Source organism: Dactylosporangium salmoneum (assembly GCF_039532525.1).
GTDB classification, from domain to species: domain Bacteria; phylum Actinomycetota; class Actinomycetes; order Mycobacteriales; family Micromonosporaceae; genus Dactylosporangium; species Dactylosporangium salmoneum.
In genome coordinates, this window is the sequence record NZ_BAAARV010000046.1 from 86,902 (window position 1) to 106,972 (window position 20,071).

Genomic DNA, 20,071 nt, shown 5'->3' on the forward strand with positions numbered 1-20,071 from the left:
GCCGCGCCGGCGATCGCCCCCGTCCGGCGTCTGCGTTGCCGCCGCGATCGCCGGTGTACCGCGGCGAGCAGTTCGATCGGCGGCGGCGTCGCTTCCGCGTGCTCGTGCAGGGACTGCCGGAGTGCGTCAAGCTCGCTCAACGCTCACCTCCGTGGTCCCGGGGGCCGGTGTGCCCCGCCGAGGGTCCCGCTGCCGCGGCACGACCGTGCGGAGCCGGGACAGCGCGCGGGCGGCGTGGGCCCGCACGGTCGAGGCACCGCAGTCGAGGGTCGCGGCGATCTCGTCGTCGGTCATGTCGGCGTAGTACCGCAGCACCATCACCGCTCGCTGGGCGCGCGGCAGCCCGGCGAGGAACGTCCACATCTCGTCGCGGGCCGCGAGCCGGTGCGCCGGGTCTCCCGCCTCGCCGGTGACGCCCTCGGGCATGGTGGGCACGGGCGTCTCGGTGCTGGACAGCCGCCGGCGCCAGGACAGGTACTCGCGCACGATGGCCTTGCGCAGGTACGCCTCGGGCGCCTGCATCTGTTCGATCCGGACCCACTGGCGGTGGGTCCGGGCCAGCACCTCCTGCACCAGGTCCTCGCCGAGGTGCAGGTCTCCGCAGAGCACGTGTGCGAACCGCAAGAGGGCGTGACCGCGGGTGACCACGAACTCGTCGAACCCGGTGGACATTTCCGCGGCACTCCTGCGATCAGCAGCTCTGGTAGACGTACGACCGGGAGCCGGGCTTGCTCACGTTCACGTCGCGCAGGACCACCGAGAGGCGGCTGCCGTACTTCGCGCACGTGCCGGCAAAGCTGCCGGGATCGTACTCGATCACGATGACGTTGGCGCCGTAGGCATCGACGTAACCCTGACATTCCGAGACGCCCGGCGCCATGTCGTACTCGCCGCACTCCTCGGCCACGGCGAAGTCGAACCCGGCCTGCGTCTTCCCGGCCCGGGCGAGCTCCGAGGCGTTCTTCTGAGCGATCGCCAGGCCCTTGCCGTGCGCGTGCGCGGCGAGGAGCTTGGCGAACGCGATCGCGTGGTCGGCGGTCAGCAGCCCCTGTGAGCGGGCGAAGCTGTCGAAGTTGTCGACCTCGACACCCTTGAAGCCCTTGGCGGCGCAGCTCGTGATCCAACCGCCGACGATGTCGGCCAGGGCGGCACGCTTGGCCGGCGTGGAGATGTCCAGGACGAGTTCGTTCCAGTCCCGGTCGACCACCTCCGCGCCGCCCTTGCGCAGCAGCAGGTCAGGGTGGTTGGCACGCCACCACCCGGCGGCCTCGGTCTGGGCCTGGAAGCCGTTGACGTAGCAGATGTTGTACGCGCCGGTGGCGACGGTGTCCTCGTGGTCGCGGGACACGACGGTGACGCCGGCGGGCAGCGGATACCCTCCGCCGATCTGGTAGTCGAACCCGGCATTCGGCGGCGGGGCGTTCACGGACGCCGGGCTGGTCGTGGGCGCCGGGGTCTTGCTCGCGGCCGGCGAAGGGCTGGGCGCCGCGGCGCTCCGGCTGGATGACGCGGGCGCGGCGCCGGGACCGTTCGTCGCGGGGCTCGGCTGAGCGGTGCGCGACGGCCTCGACCAGCCCGGCCAGTGCCCGGAGGCGCGTCGCTCACCGGCTGTGGCCGCACCGATCCCCAGCGCGATGGAGGCCAGCACCGCGCATGCGGCAATGGCCACGAGGAGCCAGCGGGGGCGGCGTACGGCTCGAAGAATCTTCTCGCTCACATCTGTTCAATGCGGTGAGCGCCCCGGTCTGCTGCCGGCCGACGCGAGAATCTTTTGGGTTCACGGCGCGCACGATCGCCTCCGCACGGGGTAGGGCTGTCCACCCGGACCACGCAGGAGGTGCGCCGCGACATGGCCAGCTACCCCGCAGCAGATACCCCTCGTGGCGCCACCATCACCGTCCGTTGGTCGGTCCTCGGTCCGGCGCTCGTCGCCGCGCTCGGTGGATTCCTGTTCGGGTACGACACCGGCGTCATCTCCGCCGCCCTGCTGTACCTCACGGCGGTGTTCGGCCTGTCCAGCACGCTGCAGGAGGTGGTCGTCGCCGCGCTGCTGCTCGGCGCGATCGGCGGCGTGGCCGGCGGCGGGCCGCTCGTCGACCGCTTCGGCCGGCGGCGACTGCTCATGGTCTCCGCCGCCGTGTTCTGCATCGGCGCGCTCGCGTCGGCGTTCACCCCGAACCCGGGGGTGCTCATCGCCGCCCGGTTCGTGCTCGGGCTTGCGATCGGCACGGCGTCGCTGGTGGTGCCCACGTACATCGCCGAGATGGCGCCCCGGCAGGTGCGCGGGCGCCTGGTGTCGTTACAGCAGCTGATGATCACCGTCGGCATCTTCGTGTCCTACCTCGTCGGCTTCGCGTTCTCCGGGGTGGACCAGGGCTGGCGCTGGATGCTGGGGCTCGCCGTCGTGCCGGCCGCGGTGATGCTGCTCGGCCTGCTCGGCCTGGCGGAGAGCCCGCGCTGGCTGCTGTCGCGGGGCCGCGACGACGAGGCACGGGCCGTCATGCTGCGCTCCCGCGGACCGCGCGAGGCCGACGAGGAACTGGCCGAGATCCGGGAGATCAGCGCGGCGGAGCGCGGCATGTCGATCCGCGACGTGTTCGGCCGCCAGCTGCGCCCGGCCGTGCTGCTCGGCGTCGCCGTCGCCGCGACCAACCAGCTCGTCGGCGTCAACGCGGTCATCTACTACACGCCGACCCTGCTCACCCGGGCCGGCTTCGGTGACGCCGCGGCGCTGCTGTCCACGGTCGGTATCGGGCTGGTCAACATGCTCGTCACGATCGTGGCGCTGCTCGCGATCGATCGGGTCGGCCGGCGCCCGCTGCTGCTCGGCGGCACCGCGATCGTCGTGGTCAGCCTGGTCGTGCTCGGCGTCCTCTTCCTGCTCCCGAGCCAGACCGGCGTGACCGGGGCCGTCCTGGTGGCCGTGTTGTGCGTGTACATCGCCGCGTTCGCCGCGAGCCTCGGCCTCGGCATCTGGCTCATCAACAGCGAGATCTTCCCGACCGCGGTGCGCGGCAAGGCGGCCGGCGCCGGTACCGTCACCCACTGGACGCTGGACTTCCTCATCTCGCTGAGCGTGCTCACGGCGATCGGCGCGCTGACCGCCACCGGGCTGTTCTGGCTCTACGCCTGCTTCGGTGTGCTGGGCTTCCTGTACCTGTTCCGCAACCTGCCGGAGACCAAGGGCCGCAGCCTGGAGGACATCGAGCAGGCCCTGCGCCGCCGCACCGAAGCGGTCCGCTGATCCGGCCCGCGCCGGGCGGGGCTCGCAAGCGTCGTCGGCGGCCGCCCCGCAGTGGGCGCGAGGCGGCCGCCCCCGGCACCTAGACCTTGGCGCAGGCCGTCCCGTTGAGGGTGAACTGCGCCGGCACCGCGTTCGTGCCGCTGTACGCCGCCTGGAAGCCGAACTGCACGTTGCCCCCAGCCGGGACGGTGGCGTTGTAGGGCATGTTGACCGCGGTCACCGCCTGTCCCGACTGCGTGACGGTGGCGTTCCAGGCGTTGCTGATCGCCTGGTTGCCGCCGAACGTCCACTTGAGAGTCCAGCCGGTGATCGGGGCGGCACCGGTGTTGGTGACCGTCACGTTGGCCGTGAAGCCGGCGCCCCAGTCGTTGAGGCTGTATCCGACCGTGCAGCCGGCACGGGTCGACGGCGAGGCCGACGCCGACGGCGATGCGGACGGCGAACGGGAAGGGGACGCCGACGCGGACGGGGAGACCGACGCGGACGGGGAGGCCGACCGGGACGCCGACGGGCTGGTCGAGGGGTTCCCGCCGCTCTTGGACACCATGTACGCGGAGTGCGCCTTGAACACCGACAGCTCCGGTGCGCCGTGCTTGACGCTGTAGTTGTCGCCGCCGGCCTGCGCGTCCGGGTACCACCAGAACGCGCTGCCGTCCGCATCCTGCGTCTGCAGATCGTTGTAGATGGAGGTCCACCAGGTGCTGCGGTCCACGCCCTGCGTGTTGAACTCACCCAGGAAGAACGGCTTGCCGACCACCGCGTGCGAGTCGGACACCCAGGCGTTGATGAGGGTGAGCGTCTGCGCCAGCGTGAGGTTGGCCCAGCCCTCGTTCGGGTACGGGTGCGCCGAGGTGAAGTCGATGTACGGCGACTGCTGGATGGCGACGAACGGGTTGCCCTCGTCGCCGCCGAAGCCGTACTTGGTGCCGTGCCCCTCCAGGCCGGCGTCGACCATGTGGTTGCCGTCGATGCCCTTGATGTAGGCGGCCATGGTGTCGACCCACTTGCGCAGCGTGGTCCCGTTGACGTTCTCCGCGGCGCCCTGGCCCTCGTACCGCGGCTCGTTCATCAGTTCCCACGCGAACACGGCCGGGTCGTCCTTGTACTTGACACCCGTGTAGTGGTTGGTGCGGTTGAGCGCGTACGACACGTAGTTCTGGTACTGCGTGAAGCAGCCCGGGCAGGCGGACTGGTTGAAGAACCGCCACCGGTTGGCCTGACCGGTGGCCAGGCCCTCCCAGGACAGCCGGGTGTCGATGCCGCCGTACGCCTCCCAGTAGTTCTCCAGGACCGGGATCACCCGGATGTTGTGCTGCGCGGCCGAGTAGAGGATGTAGTCGAACTCGGAGAACTGCTGCTCGCTGTAGACGCCCTTGCCGGGTTCGAAGCCGTGCCACGTCTCGTGGTCGAACATCCACGTGCGCAGCACGGTGACCCCGTCGGCGGCCATCTCGGCCATGTGGTTGTCGATGCGGGCCTTGTCCATCCACTGGGTCTCGGTGTCCCCGTAGCTGCCGCCGTAGGTGAAGGTGTCGTAGACGTTGGCTCCGGCGAAGTAGTACGTGTGGCCGCCCAGGCAGAAATGGATGCCGCAGCGGGTGACGAAGCCGGCGGTGGCGGCCGACGCTTGCACGAGGGGCACCGCGACCGCGGCGGCGAGCAGTGCGGCACAGACCGCGACGGCGAGCGCGACCCGGCGCCGGGCGCCTCGCCAGCCGGTGGGTGCGGGATGGGACTGATGCATAGGAGTGCGCCTCCTGGCGTGAACCCCGAACGTGATCGGTGTGGGCGGTGGAGTCGCGGCAGCCCACGGCCACCGCGCAACTGAACCGCTTCAGTAAGCTCACGCCAGCGACCGCTGTCAACGCCCGCACAACCGCCGTCGGGGCAGTCTCGGGTGAATGCCGCCGCGGCGCGCACAAACGGAATGCGCCGCCTGTCCGACGGCGCTGAAAGTTTCCCGGCCACCGTCGAGGAAGCGGTCTCGTTCCCCGACGGTGGCGGTTTCGTTGACGTGCGGGTCACGGCCCGCTCGCGGTCACCCGGCCGGTGGCAGGCCGGCGGTGAGCTCGTCCACCCGGCGCCGGTAGCCCGCGACGTTGGCGAGCTTGATGTCCTCGTAGCCGCGGACCATGTCGGGCAGCGCCGCCAGCTCGACGCACCGCGCGTGGGACTCCTCGCTCAGGCCGGGCAGCAGACCGTCGATCGTGGCGCGGTACTCCTCGACGAGTTTGCGTTCGGTGCGCCGTACCGCCGCCATCCCGAACAGGTCCATGGGTGTCCCCCGCAGGACCCGCATCGTGCGCAGGACCCCGAACACCGGACGGAACCAGGGGCCGAGACGCATCTTGTGCTTCATGCCCAACGCGCGCAGGACGGGCGGATGGAGCCGATAGGAGACCTTCGCGCCCGCGCCGAACTCCGCGCGCACCGCGGCCTCGAGCTGCGGGTCGAGCGAGAGGCGCGCCACCTCGTACTCGTCCTTGTACGCCATGAGCTTGTAGAGGTACTGCGCCACCGCCTCCGACAGGTCCGTGCCGGGCACGCTGTGCCGCTCGGCCTCGTGGACCCGGGCGACGAACTCGGCGTAACGGCGGGCATAGGCCAGATTCTGGTATCCGACCAGGTCGGGAATCCTCGCGCTGACCAGTCGTTCGAGTTCGGAACCCGCAGGGGCGCCGACGGTGTCGACCAGTCGCCGCTGCGCGGCCGTCAGCTCGCGCACGGGCACCTCGGTCGTCAGCTCGGCAACCGTGGCAGCGAAGGCGCCCGGGTCGGCCACGTACTGCCGCCCGCGCCGCAATGCCTGCAGGTTCTGCTCCACCTGCACCCCATTGAGCCTGATCGCCTCCTCGATCGCGTGCACGGGCAGCGGCAGGCAACCGGTCTGGAACGCCACCCCCGTCAGGAACATGTTCGCGAACTGGTCGGTGCCGAACAGCGTCACGGACAGCTTGCGCGCGTCCACGAAGACCGACTGCGCCGCACGGGTCGCGTCCTTGATCCGCGCGGCGGTGGCATCCACGTCCGGGAAGCCGTCGGAGGAGTCGACCACCATCCGTCCGGTCGGGACCTTGGTCGTCGACACCACGGCGACGGTACGGTCCGGATCGGCGACGGCAAGGTTCCTGGCGTCGGCGGCGACGAGGAGATCGCAGCCCAGGTAGAGATCGCACTCGCCCGCGGCGGCCTTGTTGCTCTGCTCGATCGGCGCCGCGCTGATCCTGATGTCGGAGACGACGGCTCCCCCCTTCTGGGCCAGGCCGGTCTGGTCGAGGGACCGGACCTCGTGGCCGGCGGTCAGGGCCGCCGCGGTGAGGATCTGCGAGAGCGTCACCACGCCACTGCCGCCGACCCCGGTGATGCGCGTCGTGTGGGTCGAGGCAGCGAGGTCGAACGTCGATGCCGGTTCGCCGATCGCGTCCGCCGGCAGGGCCGGCGCACGCCGGCGACCGGCGCGCGACTTCACGTCCGGGACCACCGTCAAGAAGGACGGGCAGTCGCCGGCCAGGCACGAGAAGTCCTTGTTGCACGACGACTGATCGATCACGGTCTTGCGGCCGAACTCCGTGTCGACCGGCTGGACGGAGAGGCAGTTCGACTGTTGCCCGCAGTCGCCGCAGCCCTCACAGACCCGCTCGTTGATCATCACTCGCTCGACCGGGTCGGGAGCGAGCCCGCGCTTGCGCTTGCGCCGCAACTCGGTCGCGCATTCCTGATCGTGGATGAGGACCGTGACACCCCGGACGCGGCTCAACACCTCCTGGGCTTCCACCAGCCGGTCGCGGTGCCAGACCTCCACCGCCGGCGCGAGCCGGACGCCACGGTACCGCCGGGGCTCCTCCGTGGTGACGATGATGCGGCGCACCCCCTCGGCGGTCAGCATCCGCGTCAGCGCCGGGATCGACATCGCGCCGACCGCCTGCTGGCCGCCCGTCATCGCCACCGCCGAGTTGTACAGCAGCTTGTAGGTCACATCGATCCCGGCGGCCACGGACGCGCGCACCGCCAGGCTGCCGGAGTGATGGAAGGTACCGTCACCGATGTTCTGCAGCAGGTGCTTGCGCGTCCGCAGGAACGGGGACATGCCGATCCACTGCGTGCCCTCTCCTCCCATCTGGGTCAGCCCCATGACGTCGCCGACAGTGTCGGGGCTCATCATCAGCACGAGGGTGTGGCAGCCGATACCAGCGCCGACCAGCGAGCCGTCCGGAACCTTGGTCGAGCGGTTGTGCGGGCACCCCGAGCAGAAGTACGGCGTCCGGGCGACCAGGGGCAGCGGAACGATCGTGCGCCGCGCCCCACGACCGGCCGGCCGGCCACCCAGGCGCCGGGCCAGTCCGGCGGCGACGCCGTCGGCATCGAGCTCACCGTCCGAGGCGAAGATCGCGGTGCCGTCGGGCGCCCCCTTGCCCGAGATCCTGGGGGCGTCGGCGCTCCCGTAGAGGATCTGCTTCAGGGCCGACTCGACGAACGGGCGCTTCTCCTCCACCACGATGATCTCGTCCAGGCCGGCGGCGAACTCGGTGATCTCGTCCGGGATCAGCGGATGGATCATGCCCAGCCGCAGCAGCCGGACCCCCCGGGCACGCAGCGCGGCGTCGTCCAGGCCCAGCATGACGAGCGCCTGCCGCATGTCGAGGTAGGTCTTCCCGGCGGCCACGATGCCAATGGTGGGCGTCGACCCGAAGTCCTCGACCCGGTTGAGCCTGTTCGCCCGCGCGTACGTTCGGGCGGCGGCGATCCGGATGCCGTCGCGGCTCTGCTCCATCTCCGACAGGGCCGGTTGCAGCATCCTGGCGTTGATCCGGTGTTCGAACGGCTCCCCGCGCCACGTCACCTGCGGCAGGACGGGCGCGATGCGGTCACCGTCGACCCGGACTTTGCCGACCCCGTCGGCGACGTTCGTGACGATCTTCAGGGCGACCCACAGTCCGCAGAAGCGCGACATCGCCACGGCGTGCATCCCGAGGTCGAGAACGTCCTGCGGGTCGGCCGGGAACAGCACGGGCATCCCCAGATCGGCGAGCAGGGCCTCCGACGCGCCCGGCACGGTCGAGGACTTCGCCGAGGGGTCGTCGCCGACGAGCGCCAGCGCGCCGCCGCGCGGGTGCGTCCCCATCAGGTTCGCGTGCCGTAAGGCGTCGGTGGCGCGGTCGAGGCCCGGGGACTTGCCGTACCAGAACCCGGTGACCCCGCCCACCCTGGCGTCGTCCAGTCCGGCCACGAGCTGGGTGCCCTGCACCGAGGTCGCGGCGAGCTCCTCGTTCACACCCGGACGAAACACCACGTCCAGGTCGTCGAGGAGCTTTCCCTGCCGCTGGAGTTCCAGGTCGAATCCGCCGAGCGGCGAGCCCTCGTACCCGGAGACGAACACGGCGGTGTCCCGGCCATGGACGCGATCGGCGCGGCGGACATTCATCGGCAGGCGGACCAGCGCCTGGACCCCGGTCATCTGTACATCACCGGTCTGTGCGGTGTACCTGTCGGTGAGTTCCGCTGTCATTCGCCCTGCCCAGTTCTCGGTCCTGTGAACGCCACCAGACTCGCACAGCCGACGCGGCTATGCGCTGCGTAGCTATTTGCTGAAGATGCATGGAGCGTTGCTCGTGCCTTCCGAGGATGCCCGATCCGAGCAGGACACCTGCATCATCCGAGGGCACGCGGCCTGGGCTGCGGCGCCCGCCGCGTCGGCAGTCAAAATCGCTGTCCGGTTGTCGGCGCACGGTGATAGATAGTGAGCGTGGCAAATCCTCTGGAGTTCTCCGTCCTGCTGCGGCTGATCGAGGAACGGTCGGTCGCGTTCCGGGCCGCGGTCGCCTCCGCGTCCAGCCTTGACGTGCAGGTGCCGACCTGCCCCGAGTGGACGCTGCTGGACCTGGTGCTGCACCTGGGCCGGGGAGAACGCCGCTGGGCCGCCACCGTCGCCGCAGGGCCTGCCGACGCTCCGCCGGCCGAGACCGCGTCGGCGGAGGGTGCACCGGCCGCGCCCCGGGAGCGCGAGGCCCTGCTGGCCTGGTCGGCCGAGTCCACGGAGCAGTTGCTGAGCGCATTGCGGGAGTCCGGCCCGGATCGCGGTTGCTGGACGTGGTGGGGTGATTCGGAGTCGCCGCAGACCTGCGGTGCCGTCGCCCGGCACCGGCTCCAGGAGGCCGCGGTGCACACCTACGACGTCCAGATCACCGTGGGCGCCCCGCAGCCGCTGCCGGACGAGGTGGCACTCGACGGTGTCGATGAGTTCCTGTCCACCTGCTGCGCCACGACGAGCGCCTGGCCGCACGAGCCGGGTGCCGTCGACTTCCACGCCACCGAGGGCCGCTCCTGGCGCCTCTCGCTCTCCGCCGACGGCGCACGGACCACCCGTCTCCCCACCACCGCTGGCGGCGGCCCGGACGCGGCCGCCGCGGCCGCCCGGGGCACGGCCAGTGAGGTGGTCCTCATGCTGTACGACCGCATCCCGCTCGACTCCCTGCAGCTCAACGGCGACCGACGTATGTTCGACCTGCTCCGCGCCTGGAACCCGGACGAGTAGTACGTAACGGTGCGCCACGTCGTGCACCGCGAGACCTCAGCACTGGGCCTGCTCGTCGCCAAGACCGGCGACTTCCCGGCCGCGTTCGCCGAGGCGCTCGGCCACGGCGGCCCGGCGTTGATCGAGCTCCGGACCGACCCGGCGCAGCTCACCCCCGACCGCAGGCTCGCCGAGGCGGCGCCGCGAGCGGGGCAGTGACCACGGAGCCCGGCTGCGATCGGCTGGTTACGCCGACTCGCGGATGACCAGTTCGGTGGGGATGATGACCGCGGCCGGGCTTTCGCCGTCGATCTGGCTCAGCAGCAGGCGGACCATCTCGGCGCCGATCCGGGGGTACGACTGGCGGACCGTCGTCAGCAGCGGCTGGGTCGTCGTGGCGATCTGGCTGTCGTCGAAGCCGCCAACCGCCACGTCCACCGGCACACGGCGGCCCGCGCGGTGCAGTGCCGTCATCGCGCCGGCCGCCATCAGGTCCGACGCCACGAAGATCGCGTCCAGATCGGGCGCCCGCTCGAGCAGCTGCAGCATGGCCGCCTCGCCGCTGGCGCGGGTGTAGTCGCCGTGGGCCACCAGCTCCGGCTGGCCGCCCAACGCTTCCCGGTAGCCGGCCAGCCGTTCGACGCCGCCGGACGTGTCGAGGGGGCCGGTGATCGTCGCGATGCGGCGGCGGCCCGAGGAGAGCAGGTACGACACCATCTGGCGGGCGCCGTCGCGGTCGTCGGCGGCCACGTAGGCGGCCTGGCGCTCGTAGCCCAGGGGCTTGCCGCACGCCACGACCGGCAGGCCGCGGGCGAGCAGTTCGGGGATGAGCGGGTTGCCGCTGTGCGTGGAGACGAGCAGCGCGCCGTCGACGTGGCCGCCGGTGAGGTACCGGCCCAGGCGCTTGCGGTCCTCCAGGCTGCTGGCCAGGGTCAGCAGCAGCGTGATGTCCTGCTTGGCCAGGGCCTGGGTGCAGCTGTGCAGCAGGACGTTGAAGTTCGGGTCCTCGAAGAGGCGCTCCTGCGGCTCGGAGAGGATGAACGCCACCGACTGCGAGCGCTGGGTCACGAGGCTGCGGGCGTGCTGGTTGACCACGTAGCCGGTCTTGCGCATCGCGCGCTCGACCGCCTCCTGGGCGGCGTCGCTGACGTCGTGGCCGCCGTTGAGGACCCGGGACACCGTGCCCCGGCTCACCCCGGCCGCCGCCGCCACGTCGTTGATCGTGGGGCGGCGGCCGGGGCGGCGCCGGGTCTCGCGAGGTTCTGGCACGTGGCCATTGTGCACCAGCGCTATCCCTTGACCGCGCCGGAGAGCAGGTCGACGCGCCAGTAGCGCTGCAGCGTCAGGAACAGCGCGACCAGCGGCGCGATGGACAGCAGGGCGCCGGTCACCACCAGCGTGTAGAGGACCGGGGTGGTGTTGCCCTGCTTGAGCATCGTGTAGAGCCCGACGGTCACCGGGAACTTGTCGTCGGAGGTCAGCATGATGTACGGCAGGAGGAAGTTGTTCCAGATCGCCACGAACTGGAACAGGAACACCGTCACCAGCCCCGGCAGCATGGACGGCACGGCGACGCTGCGGAAGATGCGCACGTCCCCGGCCCCGTCGGTGCGGGCCGCCTCGACGAGGGAGTCCGGCACGGCCGCGGCGGCGTAGATGCGCGCCAGGTAGACGCCGTACGGGCTGAGGATGCTCGGCAGCAGCACCGAGAGGTACGTGTCGGTCAGGTGCAGCCGGGCCAGCAGCAGGTACTGCGGGATCGCCAGCACCACGGCGGGCACCAGCACCCCGGCCAGCAGCACGTTGAACACGACGCCGCGGCCCGGGAAGCGGTACTTCGCCAGGGTGTAGCCGCTGATGCCGGACACGGCGGTCGACAGCAGCGCGCCCACCCCGGCGTAGAGGGCGGTGTTGAGGAACCACTGCCAGTAGACGCCGCCCTGGTACCGCGAGAGGTCGGCGATGTTGTCGAACAGCGCCGTGCCCGGGGCGAGCGTGAAGGTGCGGAACAGCTCCCCGTTGGTCTTCGAGGACGCGGTCACCACCCACACGATCGGCAGGAGGCAGTACAGGGCCCCGACCAGCAGGACCAGCGTCGGCAGCAACGAGTACTTCTTCACGACTCCGCCCCGAAGGCACGTCGCTGTACCAGCCGGAGGAAGCCGAACGACAACACCAGCGTCGCCGCCGCGACGACTACAGACGCGGCCGCCGCCGTGTTGATGTCGTCGCGGGCGAACGCGTCGACGTAGATCTTCATCAGTGGGGTCCAGTTCGACGGCAGGGCGTTGGTCAGCGGGCGCAGCGTGGTGGGCTCGCTGAACACCTGCAGGGTGGCGATCAGCGAGAAGACGAACGTCATGATGAGCGCCGGGGTCAGCATGGGGATCTTGATGCGCCAGGCGATCTGCCACTCCGTGGCACCGTCGATGCGGGCCGCCTCGTACAGCTCGCTCGGCACCGCCCGCAGCGCCGTGAACAGCACGACCATGTTGAAGCCGGTGCCGCCCCACAGCGCGATGTTCGCCACCGAGAAGTAGATGCTCGTCGGGCCGAGCAGGTCGACGGGGTGCCCGCCGGCCAGGGTGAGCAGGTACTGGCCCGGGCCGACCGACGGCAGGTACATGAAGCCCCACATGAGGCTCGCGATGACCGCGGGCACGGCGTACGGCATGAAGATCGCCATCCGCGAGAACCGCCGCGCCCGGGCCCTCGGCAGGTCCAGCAGCAGCGCGAAGAGCAGGGCGAGGCCGAGCATCGTCGGCACGAGCAGGCAGCCGTAGACCAGCACCCGCAGCGCGCTGTGCCAGAACTCGCCGTCGGCGAAGACCGCACGGTAGTTGGCGAACCCGACGAAGGACTCGACCCGCGCCGCGGCGCCGAGGCCGAGCCCGCTGACCTTCACGCGGCGCAGCGACAGGTACACCGTGTAACCGATCGGCACCACCATGAACAGCGCGAAGAGCACGATCGCGGGCGAGAGGAAGGCGTACGGCACCGAGGCCGGTGCCGTACGCCGGGAGTGCCGTCTCATCCGGAGACCTTGAACCCGTTCTTCTTCAGATCGTCCACGGTGGACTGCTGCATCGCGCCGACCGCCGCCGGGAAGGCGGTCTTGTCGGTGATGGCCTTGGCGAAGGCGTCCTTGTAGGTCGCGTACGTGACGTTGACGTTCGGCCCCCAGGTGACCCCGGCGGCGGTGCCGGCGATGGTCTGGGCGAGGGTGTAGAACTCGGGCTGGTTGCTGAAGAACGCCGGAGGCTTCGACAGCGCCCCGCCGGACTGCGCCGCGGTGGCGGCGGGGTAGATGCCGCCGTTGTTGATGAGCCCGGTGACCGCGGCGGTGTCGGTGTTGAGCCAGATGGCGAACTCGGTGGCCTCCTTCATGTGCTTGCTCTTGGCCGCGACCGCGGTGGAGGAGCCGCCCCAGCTGCCGGTCTTGTGCTCGCCGGCGCTCCACTGCGGCAGCTCGGCGATGGCCCACTTGCCGGACGTGTCCGGGGCGTTGCCCGACAGCACGCCGGGGCCCCACACGGCGCTCGGCCAGGCGATCAGGGTGCCGTCGTTGAGGGCCTTGTTCCATTCGGGGGTGTACATCGGCTGCTTGTCGATGTCGCCGGAGGCGACCAGGCCGCCCCAGAAGTCCGCCACCTTCTTCGTCGCCTCGTCGTCGACGTGCACCGACCAGGTGTCGCCGTTGACGCCGAACCACTTGGCCCCGGCCTGCTGGGCGAGCCCGGCGAACCAGCCCGGGTCGCCGGCCGAGAACGTGGTGAGGTGCCGCTTCGGGTCCTTCTGCCGTACCTGCTTCGCGGTCTGCGCGAACTCGTCCCACGTGGCCGGGACCTTCAGCCCGAGCTGGGCGAAGATGTCCTGGCGGTAGTAGAGCATCATCGGGCCGGAGTCCTGCGGGATGGCGTAGACGGCGTCGGTGCCGAGCGTGATCGTGCTCCACACGCCGGCCGCGAACTTCGCCTTGGCGTCGCCGGCGTACTTCGAGATGTCACCGGCCGCGCCGTTGCTGACCAGGGTCGGCAGCGCCTGGTACTCGGCCTGGAACAGGTCCGGCGGGTTGCCGGCCTTGTTGGCGGTGAGGACCTTGGTGACCTCCTCGTCGCCCTGGGCCTGCTTGCTGACCGTGACGTGAATGTCGGGGTGGGCCGTGTTCCACTGGTCCACGACCTTGTCGATGCCCGGCACCCAGGACCAGAAGGTCAGCTCGACCTTCCCGCCGGATGAGGAGCTGCTGTCGTCCGAGCCGGAGCAGCCGGCCGCCGCGAGCAGCAGCGAGCCGGCCGCCGCGGCCGCGAAGAGGGCGCGCGTCGTGCGCTTCATGAGCGATCTCCAACACGTAGTCGTCGTCGAAAACGATGGGGTGTACGACTGGGAGCGTTCACAGTTTTGGCTCGGTCAAGCTCGGTGTCAAGTGGCCAAGTGTGCGCTACAGTGCGCGCAGAGCCTTTGGGAACGTTCACGGTCAGGAGCACGGTTGTGGCGGATTTGCAGCTCGGCGGGCTCGCCTACGGCGGGGACTACACGCCCGAGCAGTGGCCCGAGGAGGTGTGGGCCGAGGACGTCGCGCTCATGCGGCAGGCGGGCGTCAACCTGGTCAGCCTCGGGATGTTCAACTGGGCGCTGCTGGAGCCGGCGCCCGGGCAGTACACCTTCGAATGGCTCGACCGCGTCCTGGAGCTGCTGCACGGCGCCGGCATCCGGGTCGACCTCGGCACCCCGACCGCGGCGCCGCCGCCGTGGTTCGCCCGCAACCACCCCGGCGCCCGCCTGGTCGACCGGGCCGGGCACGTGCTCGGCCAGGGCGGGCGGCAGAGCTTCTGCCCCAGTTCCCCGCAGTACGCCGCGGCCGCGGCGAACATCGCCGAGCAGCTCGGGCGCCGCTACGGCACCCATCCGGCGCTGTCGCTGTGGCACGTGCACAACGAGTTCGCCGGGGTCAACGCGCACTGCTACTGCGGCACCTGCGCGGAGGCGTTCCGGGCCTGGCTGCGCGCCCGGCACGGCGACCTCGCGACGCTGAATGCCGCCTGGGGAACGGCGTTCTGGGGCCAGCGCTACGGCGACTGGGCCGAGATCGAGCCGCCGCGGCTCGCCCCGACCGCGGTCAACCCCGCGCAGCAGCTGGACTTCCTGCGCTTCTGCTCCGACACGCACCTGGCCAACTACCGGCGCGAGCGGGACGTGCTGCGGGCGCACTCGCCGGCGGTGCCCATCACCACGAACTTCATGATCGCCAACTGCAAGTGGGTGGACTACTGGAAGTGGGCCGGCGAGGTGGACATCGTGGCCAACGACCACTACCTCGCCTCCGAGCGCGCGGACCGCCACGTCGAGCTCGCCATGTGCGCCGACCTCACCCGCAGCCTCGCCGGCGGCGCGCCGTGGCTGCTCATGGAACACTCCACCAGCGCGGTGAACTGGCAGCCCCGCAACATCGCCAAGCGCCCCGGGGAGCTGGCCCGCAACAGCCTCGCCCACGTGGCCCGCGGCGCCGACGGCGTCATGTTCTTCCAGTGGCGGGCCTCGCGCTTCGGCGCCGAGAAGTTCCACTCGGCGATGCTGCCGCAGGCCGGCACCGGCACCCGCATCTTCCGCGAGGTCACCGACCTCGGCACCCGCCTGGCCGCCCTCGGTGACCTGCGCGGCACCCGGGTCGCCGCCGACGTGGCCGTGGTCTGGGACTGGGAGGCCTGGTGGGCGCTGGAGCTGGAGTGGCGCCCGTCGGTGGACGTGACCTTCCGCGAACGGGTCGAGGCCTACTACGCCCGGCTGTGGGAGGCGCACCTCACCGTGGACTTCGTGCACCCGGAGGCCGGCCTCGGGCGCTATCCGCTCGTCGTGGTGCCGTCGCTGTACCTCACCACCGCCGCGGCCGCCAAGAACCTCGACGCCTACGTGTCCGGCGGCGGGACGCTCGTGGTGTCGTACTTCTCCGGCGTCGTCGACGCCAACGACGCCGTGCCCGACGGCCCCTACCCGGGCGCGCTGCGCGAGGTGCTCGGCCTGGCGGTCGAGGAGTTCCTGCCGCTGCGCTCGGGCGAGCGGCTCCTGCTCTCCGACGGCTCCCGGGCGGACGTGTGGGCGGAGGACGTACGCCTGGACGGCGCCACGGCGGTGCTGTCCTATGTGGACGGCCCCGCCCCGGGCGGCCCGGCCGTGACCCGCCACGAGCGCGGCGGGGGCGTCGCGTGGTACGTCTCCACCCGCCTCGCCGACGCCGACCTGAGCCGCCTGCTGGAGCGGGTGTATGCCGACGCGGGCCTGTCCGCGCGCGCCGCCGTGCCGTCCACGTTGGAGCTCGTGCGCCGCCCGCCCCACCTGTTCGCGATCAACCACGGCGTCGAGCCCGCCGAGGTCCGCGGGGTCGCCGTCCCCGCCGGAGAGGTCGTCGTCCTGCGCGAGGAGCCCTGACATGATCATCGAGATGCGCCGCGCCGAGATCCTCGCCGCCGCCCGCCAGCGCGGCGGCGTTGGTCTGCAGGAGCTCAGCCGCCGCTTCCACGTCTCGATCCCGACGATCCGCCGCGACCTGTCGGCCCTGGCCGAGCGGGGCCTGCTGCGCCGCGTCCACGGTGGCGCGGTACCCCTGGCGCCCCCGCCGATCCCGGTGCCCGACACCGCCGGCCTGCAGGCCGCGGCGGCGCTGGTCCAGCCGGGGATGGCGATCGGCGTGTCGGGCCGCCGCCTCGGCCCGCGCCTGGCCGCGCTCGTCGCCGGCGTGCCGGCTCTGACGGTCGTGACCCCGATGCTGGCGGTGGCCCGGGCGATCCGGGCGGAGTCGGCGACCGTGCTGCTGATCGGCGGGGTTCGCACGCCGTCCGGCAGCCACGCCGGCCCCCTGGCCGAGCTGGCCCTGCGCGACGTGCACCTGGACATCGCGTTCGTGGAGCCCGTGGTCTCGGGCGATCTCCTGGCGGCGGCGACGGACCTGGCGCTGCTGCACCGGGCCCGTCGCCGGGTGTTTCTCTAGCCGCCGACAAGCCGGGCGGCCTGTCGGACGGATCAGGGTTCTACGGAGTCCAGGAGACGTTCGGGTTGATGTGGCCGGTCCAGTCGAAGAGGGTCATGTTGTCCCACTGGTTGCCGGTGCCGTTGATGTTCGCCGGGTCCCAGCCGTTGCCCGAGATCGCGTACCAGGTCGGCTCCCAGTAGAAGACGCCGATCGCGCCCGCCGAGCGGGCCGTGTTCTGCACCGCCGTAAACTCGCTGGCCTGGCCCGCCCAGGTGGCCGGGTAGCCCGAGCACGGCGCCGAGCCGCTCACCGAGTTCGCCTCGGAGTCGGCGTTGGCTGAGGTGAACGGGTACGCCGTCTCGGCCAGGATCACCGGCTTGCCGTAGCGCGTGCGCACGTCGCCGATCACCGTGGACAGGTTCGACAGGGTGCCGTGCCACATGCAGTAGTACGACAGGCCCGTGATGTCCCAGGTGACGCCCTTGGCCTTGATGCCGTCGTAGAACCAGCGCGCGTTGGCGTCGCTGTCGGCGTCAGCGGTGTGGATGATGACCTGCGTGCCGCTGTTGCAGGCCTTCGTGGCGTTGTAGCCGGACTTCAGCAGCAGGCTCAGGTTCGTGAAGTCGTTGTTGACGACCTTGCCGTCGTTCCACAGCATGCCGACGTTGATCTCGTTGCCGATCTGCACGCTGTCGGGCGTGGTGCCCTGCGCCTTGAGCGCGTTGCAGACCGAGAGCGTGTAGTTGTACACGTCCGTCTGCAGCGCCGAGATGTTGTGCGACGCCCACGCCGCCGGCTTGTACTGCTTGCCGGGGTCCGCCCACGTGTCGGAGTAGTGGAAGTCGATCATCAGCTGCAGGCCCTTGGCCTTCGCGGCCTTGGCCTGCACGAGCACCTTGGCGAGGTTGTTGTACCCGCTCGCCGGGTTGTTCCAGATGCGCAGCCGCACGTAGTTGACCCCGACGCCCTTGAGGATGTCGAGCGGGTCGGCGGCGGTGCCGGAGGCGTTGTAGTACTTCGCGCCGAGGTCGAGGCTGCGCTGCAGCGACGACACGTCGGCGCCGCGCATGGTGATGGTCGCCGCGCCGGCGGGCGCGGCGTTGGCGACGGCGAGGGCGGCGCCGATCGCGGCCGCGCCGATGATGGCGGCGACGCGGCGGGTGCGGGGATTCCGGAGCACTGGTACTCCTTCGCTCGGGAGTGTAACCGTGAACGTTCCCAGTGTTCGGAGCGGTGCTGTTGAGCGTCAAGACGATGACAGATGTTGATTGAAAGTGGGATCGTTCACGGCTCCCGTCACCGGGAGGGCAGGTCGACCCACTGCTGTACGACGAAATCCTCATCCCCGCGGCCCTGGCCGATGCGGGCCGCGCCGTGTCCGCCGAAGTGGGCCGGAAACACGATGGCCCCACTTCCGGCGGCGGCGTCGAGGATGCGGCGCCGGGAGGTACGAGCCTGCTGCGGGTCGACGTCGAAGCTGCAGCGCTCGTCGGCGTGCAGGAACTGGACGGGACTGTGCACGAGGTCTCCGACGAACACCGCGCGGGCGTCGGGCGTCTCGAGCCAGACGACCGCGGAGCCGGGCGTGTGACCGGGGGCCGCCTCCAGCCGCAGCACGCCGTCGATGCGGTGGCCGTCCTGCCAGAGCCGCAGCTGGCCGGCCTGCTCGATCGGCGCGATGCTGTCGGCGAAGAGCAACCGGTGGCACTCGAGCTGTCGCCGTTCGTCCTCCGTCCGGGGCGCACGCGTGTAGATGACGCTGTCCGGGTGGAAGTACTCGTAGTCGGCGCGCGCGACGACGTAGGAGGCGTTGGGAAACGTCGGAGTCCAGGATCCCTCGACGAGGTGGGTGTTCCACCCGACGTGATCGGCGTGGATGTGGGTGTTCACGACGAGATCGACGTCCTGCGGACGTACGCCGGCGGCGGCCAGCCGGTCGAGGTAGTCCGTGTGCAGGTTGGCGAACCGCGGGAACTGCGGCCGGTCCCGGCCGTTGCCGATACCGGTGTCCACCAGCACCGTCCGGCCCTCGTAGCGCAGCACCCAGGTTTGCACGAACGCCCGGAACGCGCGGGTGCCCGGGTCCCAGAAGTCCGGCGCGAGCCATGAGGTGTTCGCGCGCCAGGTATCCGCCGGCGTATCGGGGAAGATCTCGTCCACCGTCCGGCTCAGTCCTTGCAACTCCACCACGCGCGTGATCTCCACGGCGCCGATCAAGACCCGATCCACGGCCCCCGCCTCTCCGTCAATCCAGGCTGCACCCTTCGCGGTGGTGTACGACTCGCCCGCTCCAGGTGATGCACGCGGCCGCGGCCCTCGCCTTCACCCGCCGCGCCGCCCGCCGGGCGCCCGGGACGGAACTACGGTTGGAGCATGAAGGCTGCGGTACTCGACCACGTGGGTGTCCCGCCACACTTCGGGGACTTCGCCGAGCCCGAACCCGGCGAGGGTCAGGTCGTGGTGAACGTGGCAGCCGCCGGCGTGAACCACCTGGACCTGGCCAAGGCGTCCGGCTCGTTCTACACCGGGCCGCCTCCGATTCCGTCCGTGGTGGGGTCCGACGGGGTCGGCCGGACGGCCCACGGCCGTCGGGTCTACTTCGACGCCCCGGTGGCGCCGTACGGCTCCTGGGCCCAACAGACCCTGGTGTCCGATACCGACCTGCTCGACGTGGCCGCCGGCGTGGACGACGCCACCGCGGCCGCGCTGGGCAACACCGGCCTGACCGCCTGGCTCGCCCTGAGCTGGCGGGCCAGGCTGCAGCCGGGCGAATCGGTGCTCGTCCTCGGCGCGACCGGAGCGGTGGGCTCCGTCGCGGTCCAAGCCGCCAAGTCCCTGGGCGCCGCCCACGTGATCGCCGCCGCCCGCAACCCGGACCGCCTGCGGTGGGCACGACAGCACGGCGCGGACGCCACGGTGGTCCTCTCCCCCGGCACCGACCTGCCGTCCGCCTTCCGGCAGGCGGCCGGCGACCACGGGATCGACGTCATCATCGACCCGCTGTGGGGCGAACCGGCCCTGGCGGCCATGCAGGCCGTCGCACCCGGGGCACGGCACATCCAGATCGGCGCCTCCTCCGCCCCCACCATCGACCTCCCCGCGGCGGTGATCCGCGCCGCCGACCTGGAGATCCTCTCGTTCGTGGTCTTCCGCGCCCCGCTGCAGGAGCGGCGCGACGCATACCGGAACCTCACCGAGCGCGCCGCCCTCGGCGAGATCGCCGTCGACGTGATCCGGCTGCCGCTGGCCGAGGTCGCGAGCGCCTGGGAGCAGGAACGGCGCGGCGCTCACGCCAGGCTGATCCTGACTCCGTAGCCGCCGTGTCCTCGGCGGCCTCGCCTCCCGGCAC

At 71.1% G+C, this 20,071-nt stretch carries 16 protein-coding genes; 6 read left to right on the plus strand and 10 right to left on the minus strand.

Annotated features, from left to right (window positions below; genetic code table 11):
* Positions 1-126 precede the first annotated feature (126 nt).
* Positions 127-672: a SigE family RNA polymerase sigma factor gene (locus ABD352_RS26465; protein WP_344615185.1), complete on the minus strand. Its 546-nt coding sequence runs from the start codon at positions 670-672 to the stop codon at positions 127-129.
* Between the two features lie 19 nt (positions 673-691).
* Positions 692-1,426, minus strand: coding sequence for an endo alpha-1,4 polygalactosaminidase (locus ABD352_RS26470; RefSeq protein WP_344615186.1), 735 nt, complete (start codon positions 1,424-1,426; stop codon positions 692-694).
* Between the two features lie 423 nt (positions 1,427-1,849).
* On the opposite strand from ABD352_RS26470, the gene ABD352_RS26475 reads away from it, so the two are divergent.
* Entirely contained in the window at positions 1,850-3,244 is a 1,395-nt protein-coding gene (locus ABD352_RS26475) for a sugar porter family MFS transporter (protein ID WP_344615187.1), read from the plus strand.
* Positions 3,245-3,323: 79 nt separating this feature from the next.
* Here ABD352_RS26475 and ABD352_RS26480 read toward each other — a convergent pair whose 3' ends face one another.
* Both ABD352_RS26480 and ABD352_RS26485 read right to left on the minus strand, forming a co-directional pair.
* A complete protein-coding gene (locus ABD352_RS26480; RefSeq protein ID WP_344615188.1) occupies positions 3,324-4,988 on the minus strand; it encodes a cellulose binding domain-containing protein in 1,665 nt (554 codons plus the stop codon).
* 294 nt (positions 4,989-5,282) lie between these two features.
* Entirely contained in the window at positions 5,283-8,750 is a 3,468-nt protein-coding gene (locus ABD352_RS26485) for an indolepyruvate ferredoxin oxidoreductase family protein (RefSeq protein WP_344615189.1), read from the minus strand.
* A gap of 237 nt (positions 8,751-8,987) precedes the next feature.
* Here ABD352_RS26485 and ABD352_RS26490 point away from each other — a divergent pair, with 237 nt between their 5' ends.
* Both ABD352_RS26490 and ABD352_RS26495 read left to right on the plus strand, forming a co-directional pair.
* Positions 8,988-9,776, plus strand: coding sequence for a maleylpyruvate isomerase family mycothiol-dependent enzyme (locus ABD352_RS26490; protein ID WP_344615190.1), 789 nt, complete (start codon positions 8,988-8,990; stop codon positions 9,774-9,776).
* A gap of 9 nt (positions 9,777-9,785) precedes the next feature.
* Positions 9,786-9,974, plus strand: a complete 189-nt coding sequence (locus ABD352_RS26495) for a hypothetical protein (RefSeq protein ID WP_344615191.1) — start codon at positions 9,786-9,788, stop codon at positions 9,972-9,974.
* 27 nt (positions 9,975-10,001) lie between these two features.
* Here the strand turns inward: ABD352_RS26495 and ABD352_RS26500 are convergent, their stop codons facing one another.
* From ABD352_RS26500 to ABD352_RS26515, 4 genes are read right to left on the minus strand one after another with little or no spacing between them, the layout of a single operon-like run.
* Positions 10,002-11,024, minus strand: coding sequence for a LacI family DNA-binding transcriptional regulator (locus tag ABD352_RS26500; protein WP_344615192.1), 1,023 nt, complete (start codon positions 11,022-11,024; stop codon positions 10,002-10,004).
* Between the two features lie 20 nt (positions 11,025-11,044).
* Entirely contained in the window at positions 11,045-11,875 is an 831-nt protein-coding gene (locus ABD352_RS26505) for a carbohydrate ABC transporter permease (RefSeq protein WP_344615193.1), read from the minus strand.
* Entirely contained in the window at positions 11,872-12,789 is a 918-nt protein-coding gene (locus ABD352_RS26510; protein WP_344615194.1) for a carbohydrate ABC transporter permease, read from the minus strand. Before ABD352_RS26510 ends, ABD352_RS26505 begins: the two co-directional genes overlap by 4 nt.
* Positions 12,786-14,090: an ABC transporter substrate-binding protein gene (locus tag ABD352_RS26515; protein WP_344615195.1), complete on the minus strand. Its 1,305-nt coding sequence runs from the start codon at positions 14,088-14,090 to the stop codon at positions 12,786-12,788. Before ABD352_RS26515 ends, ABD352_RS26510 begins: the two co-directional genes overlap by 4 nt.
* A 156-nt stretch (positions 14,091-14,246) precedes the next feature.
* Here ABD352_RS26515 and ABD352_RS26520 point away from each other — a divergent pair, with 156 nt between their 5' ends.
* Both ABD352_RS26520 and ABD352_RS26525 read left to right on the plus strand, forming a co-directional pair.
* Positions 14,247-16,181 carry a beta-galactosidase gene (locus ABD352_RS26520; protein ID WP_344615196.1) on the plus strand — a complete coding sequence of 645 codons (1,935 nt, stop codon included), beginning with the start codon at positions 14,247-14,249 and terminating at the stop codon, positions 16,179-16,181.
* A 1-nt stretch (position 16,182) separates the two neighbouring features.
* A complete protein-coding gene (locus tag ABD352_RS26525; RefSeq protein WP_344615197.1) occupies positions 16,183-16,740 on the plus strand; it encodes a DeoR family transcriptional regulator in 558 nt (185 codons plus the stop codon).
* 40 nt (positions 16,741-16,780) lie between these two features.
* Here the strand turns inward: ABD352_RS26525 and ABD352_RS26530 are convergent, their stop codons facing one another.
* Positions 16,781-17,902: a glycoside hydrolase family 53 protein gene (locus tag ABD352_RS26530; RefSeq protein WP_425553644.1), complete on the minus strand. Its 1,122-nt coding sequence runs from the start codon at positions 17,900-17,902 to the stop codon at positions 16,781-16,783.
* A gap of 116 nt (positions 17,903-18,018) precedes the next feature.
* Complete coding sequence (locus ABD352_RS26535; protein WP_344615198.1) at positions 18,019-18,951, minus strand: MBL fold metallo-hydrolase; 933 nt, start codon at positions 18,949-18,951, stop codon at positions 18,019-18,021.
* Positions 18,952-19,095: 144 nt separating this feature from the next.
* Here ABD352_RS26535 and ABD352_RS26540 point away from each other — a divergent pair, with 144 nt between their 5' ends.
* The gene (locus tag ABD352_RS26540; RefSeq protein ID WP_344615199.1) at positions 19,096-20,037 is read left to right on the plus strand and encodes a quinone oxidoreductase family protein; all 942 of its coding nucleotides are present in this window, start codon (positions 19,096-19,098) and stop codon (positions 20,035-20,037) included.
* Positions 20,038-20,071: the final 34 nt, after the last annotated feature.

Bases quoted from the DNA above. Each gene is read 5' to 3' on its own strand.
- ABD352_RS26475 (WP_344615187.1), top strand. From the start codon at position 1,850: ATGGCCAGCTACCCCGCAGCAGATACCCCTCGTGGCGCCACCATCACC.
- ABD352_RS26515 (WP_344615195.1), bottom strand. From the start codon at position 14,090: ATGAAGCGCACGACGCGCGCCCTCTTCGCGGCCGCGGCGGCCGGCTCG.
- ABD352_RS26525 (WP_344615197.1), top strand. From the start codon at position 16,183: ATGATCATCGAGATGCGCCGCGCCGAGATCCTCGCCGCCGCCCGCCAG.
- ABD352_RS26510 (WP_344615194.1), bottom strand. From the start codon at position 12,789: ATGAGACGGCACTCCCGGCGTACGGCACCGGCCTCGGTGCCGTACGCC.
- ABD352_RS26485 (WP_344615189.1), bottom strand. From the start codon at position 8,750: ATGACAGCGGAACTCACCGACAGGTACACCGCACAGACCGGTGATGTA.
- ABD352_RS26480 (WP_344615188.1), bottom strand. From the start codon at position 4,988: ATGCATCAGTCCCATCCCGCACCCACCGGCTGGCGAGGCGCCCGGCGC.
- ABD352_RS26465 (WP_344615185.1), bottom strand. From the start codon at position 672: ATGTCCACCGGGTTCGACGAGTTCGTGGTCACCCGCGGTCACGCCCTC.
- ABD352_RS26540 (WP_344615199.1), top strand. From the start codon at position 19,096: ATGAAGGCTGCGGTACTCGACCACGTGGGTGTCCCGCCACACTTCGGG.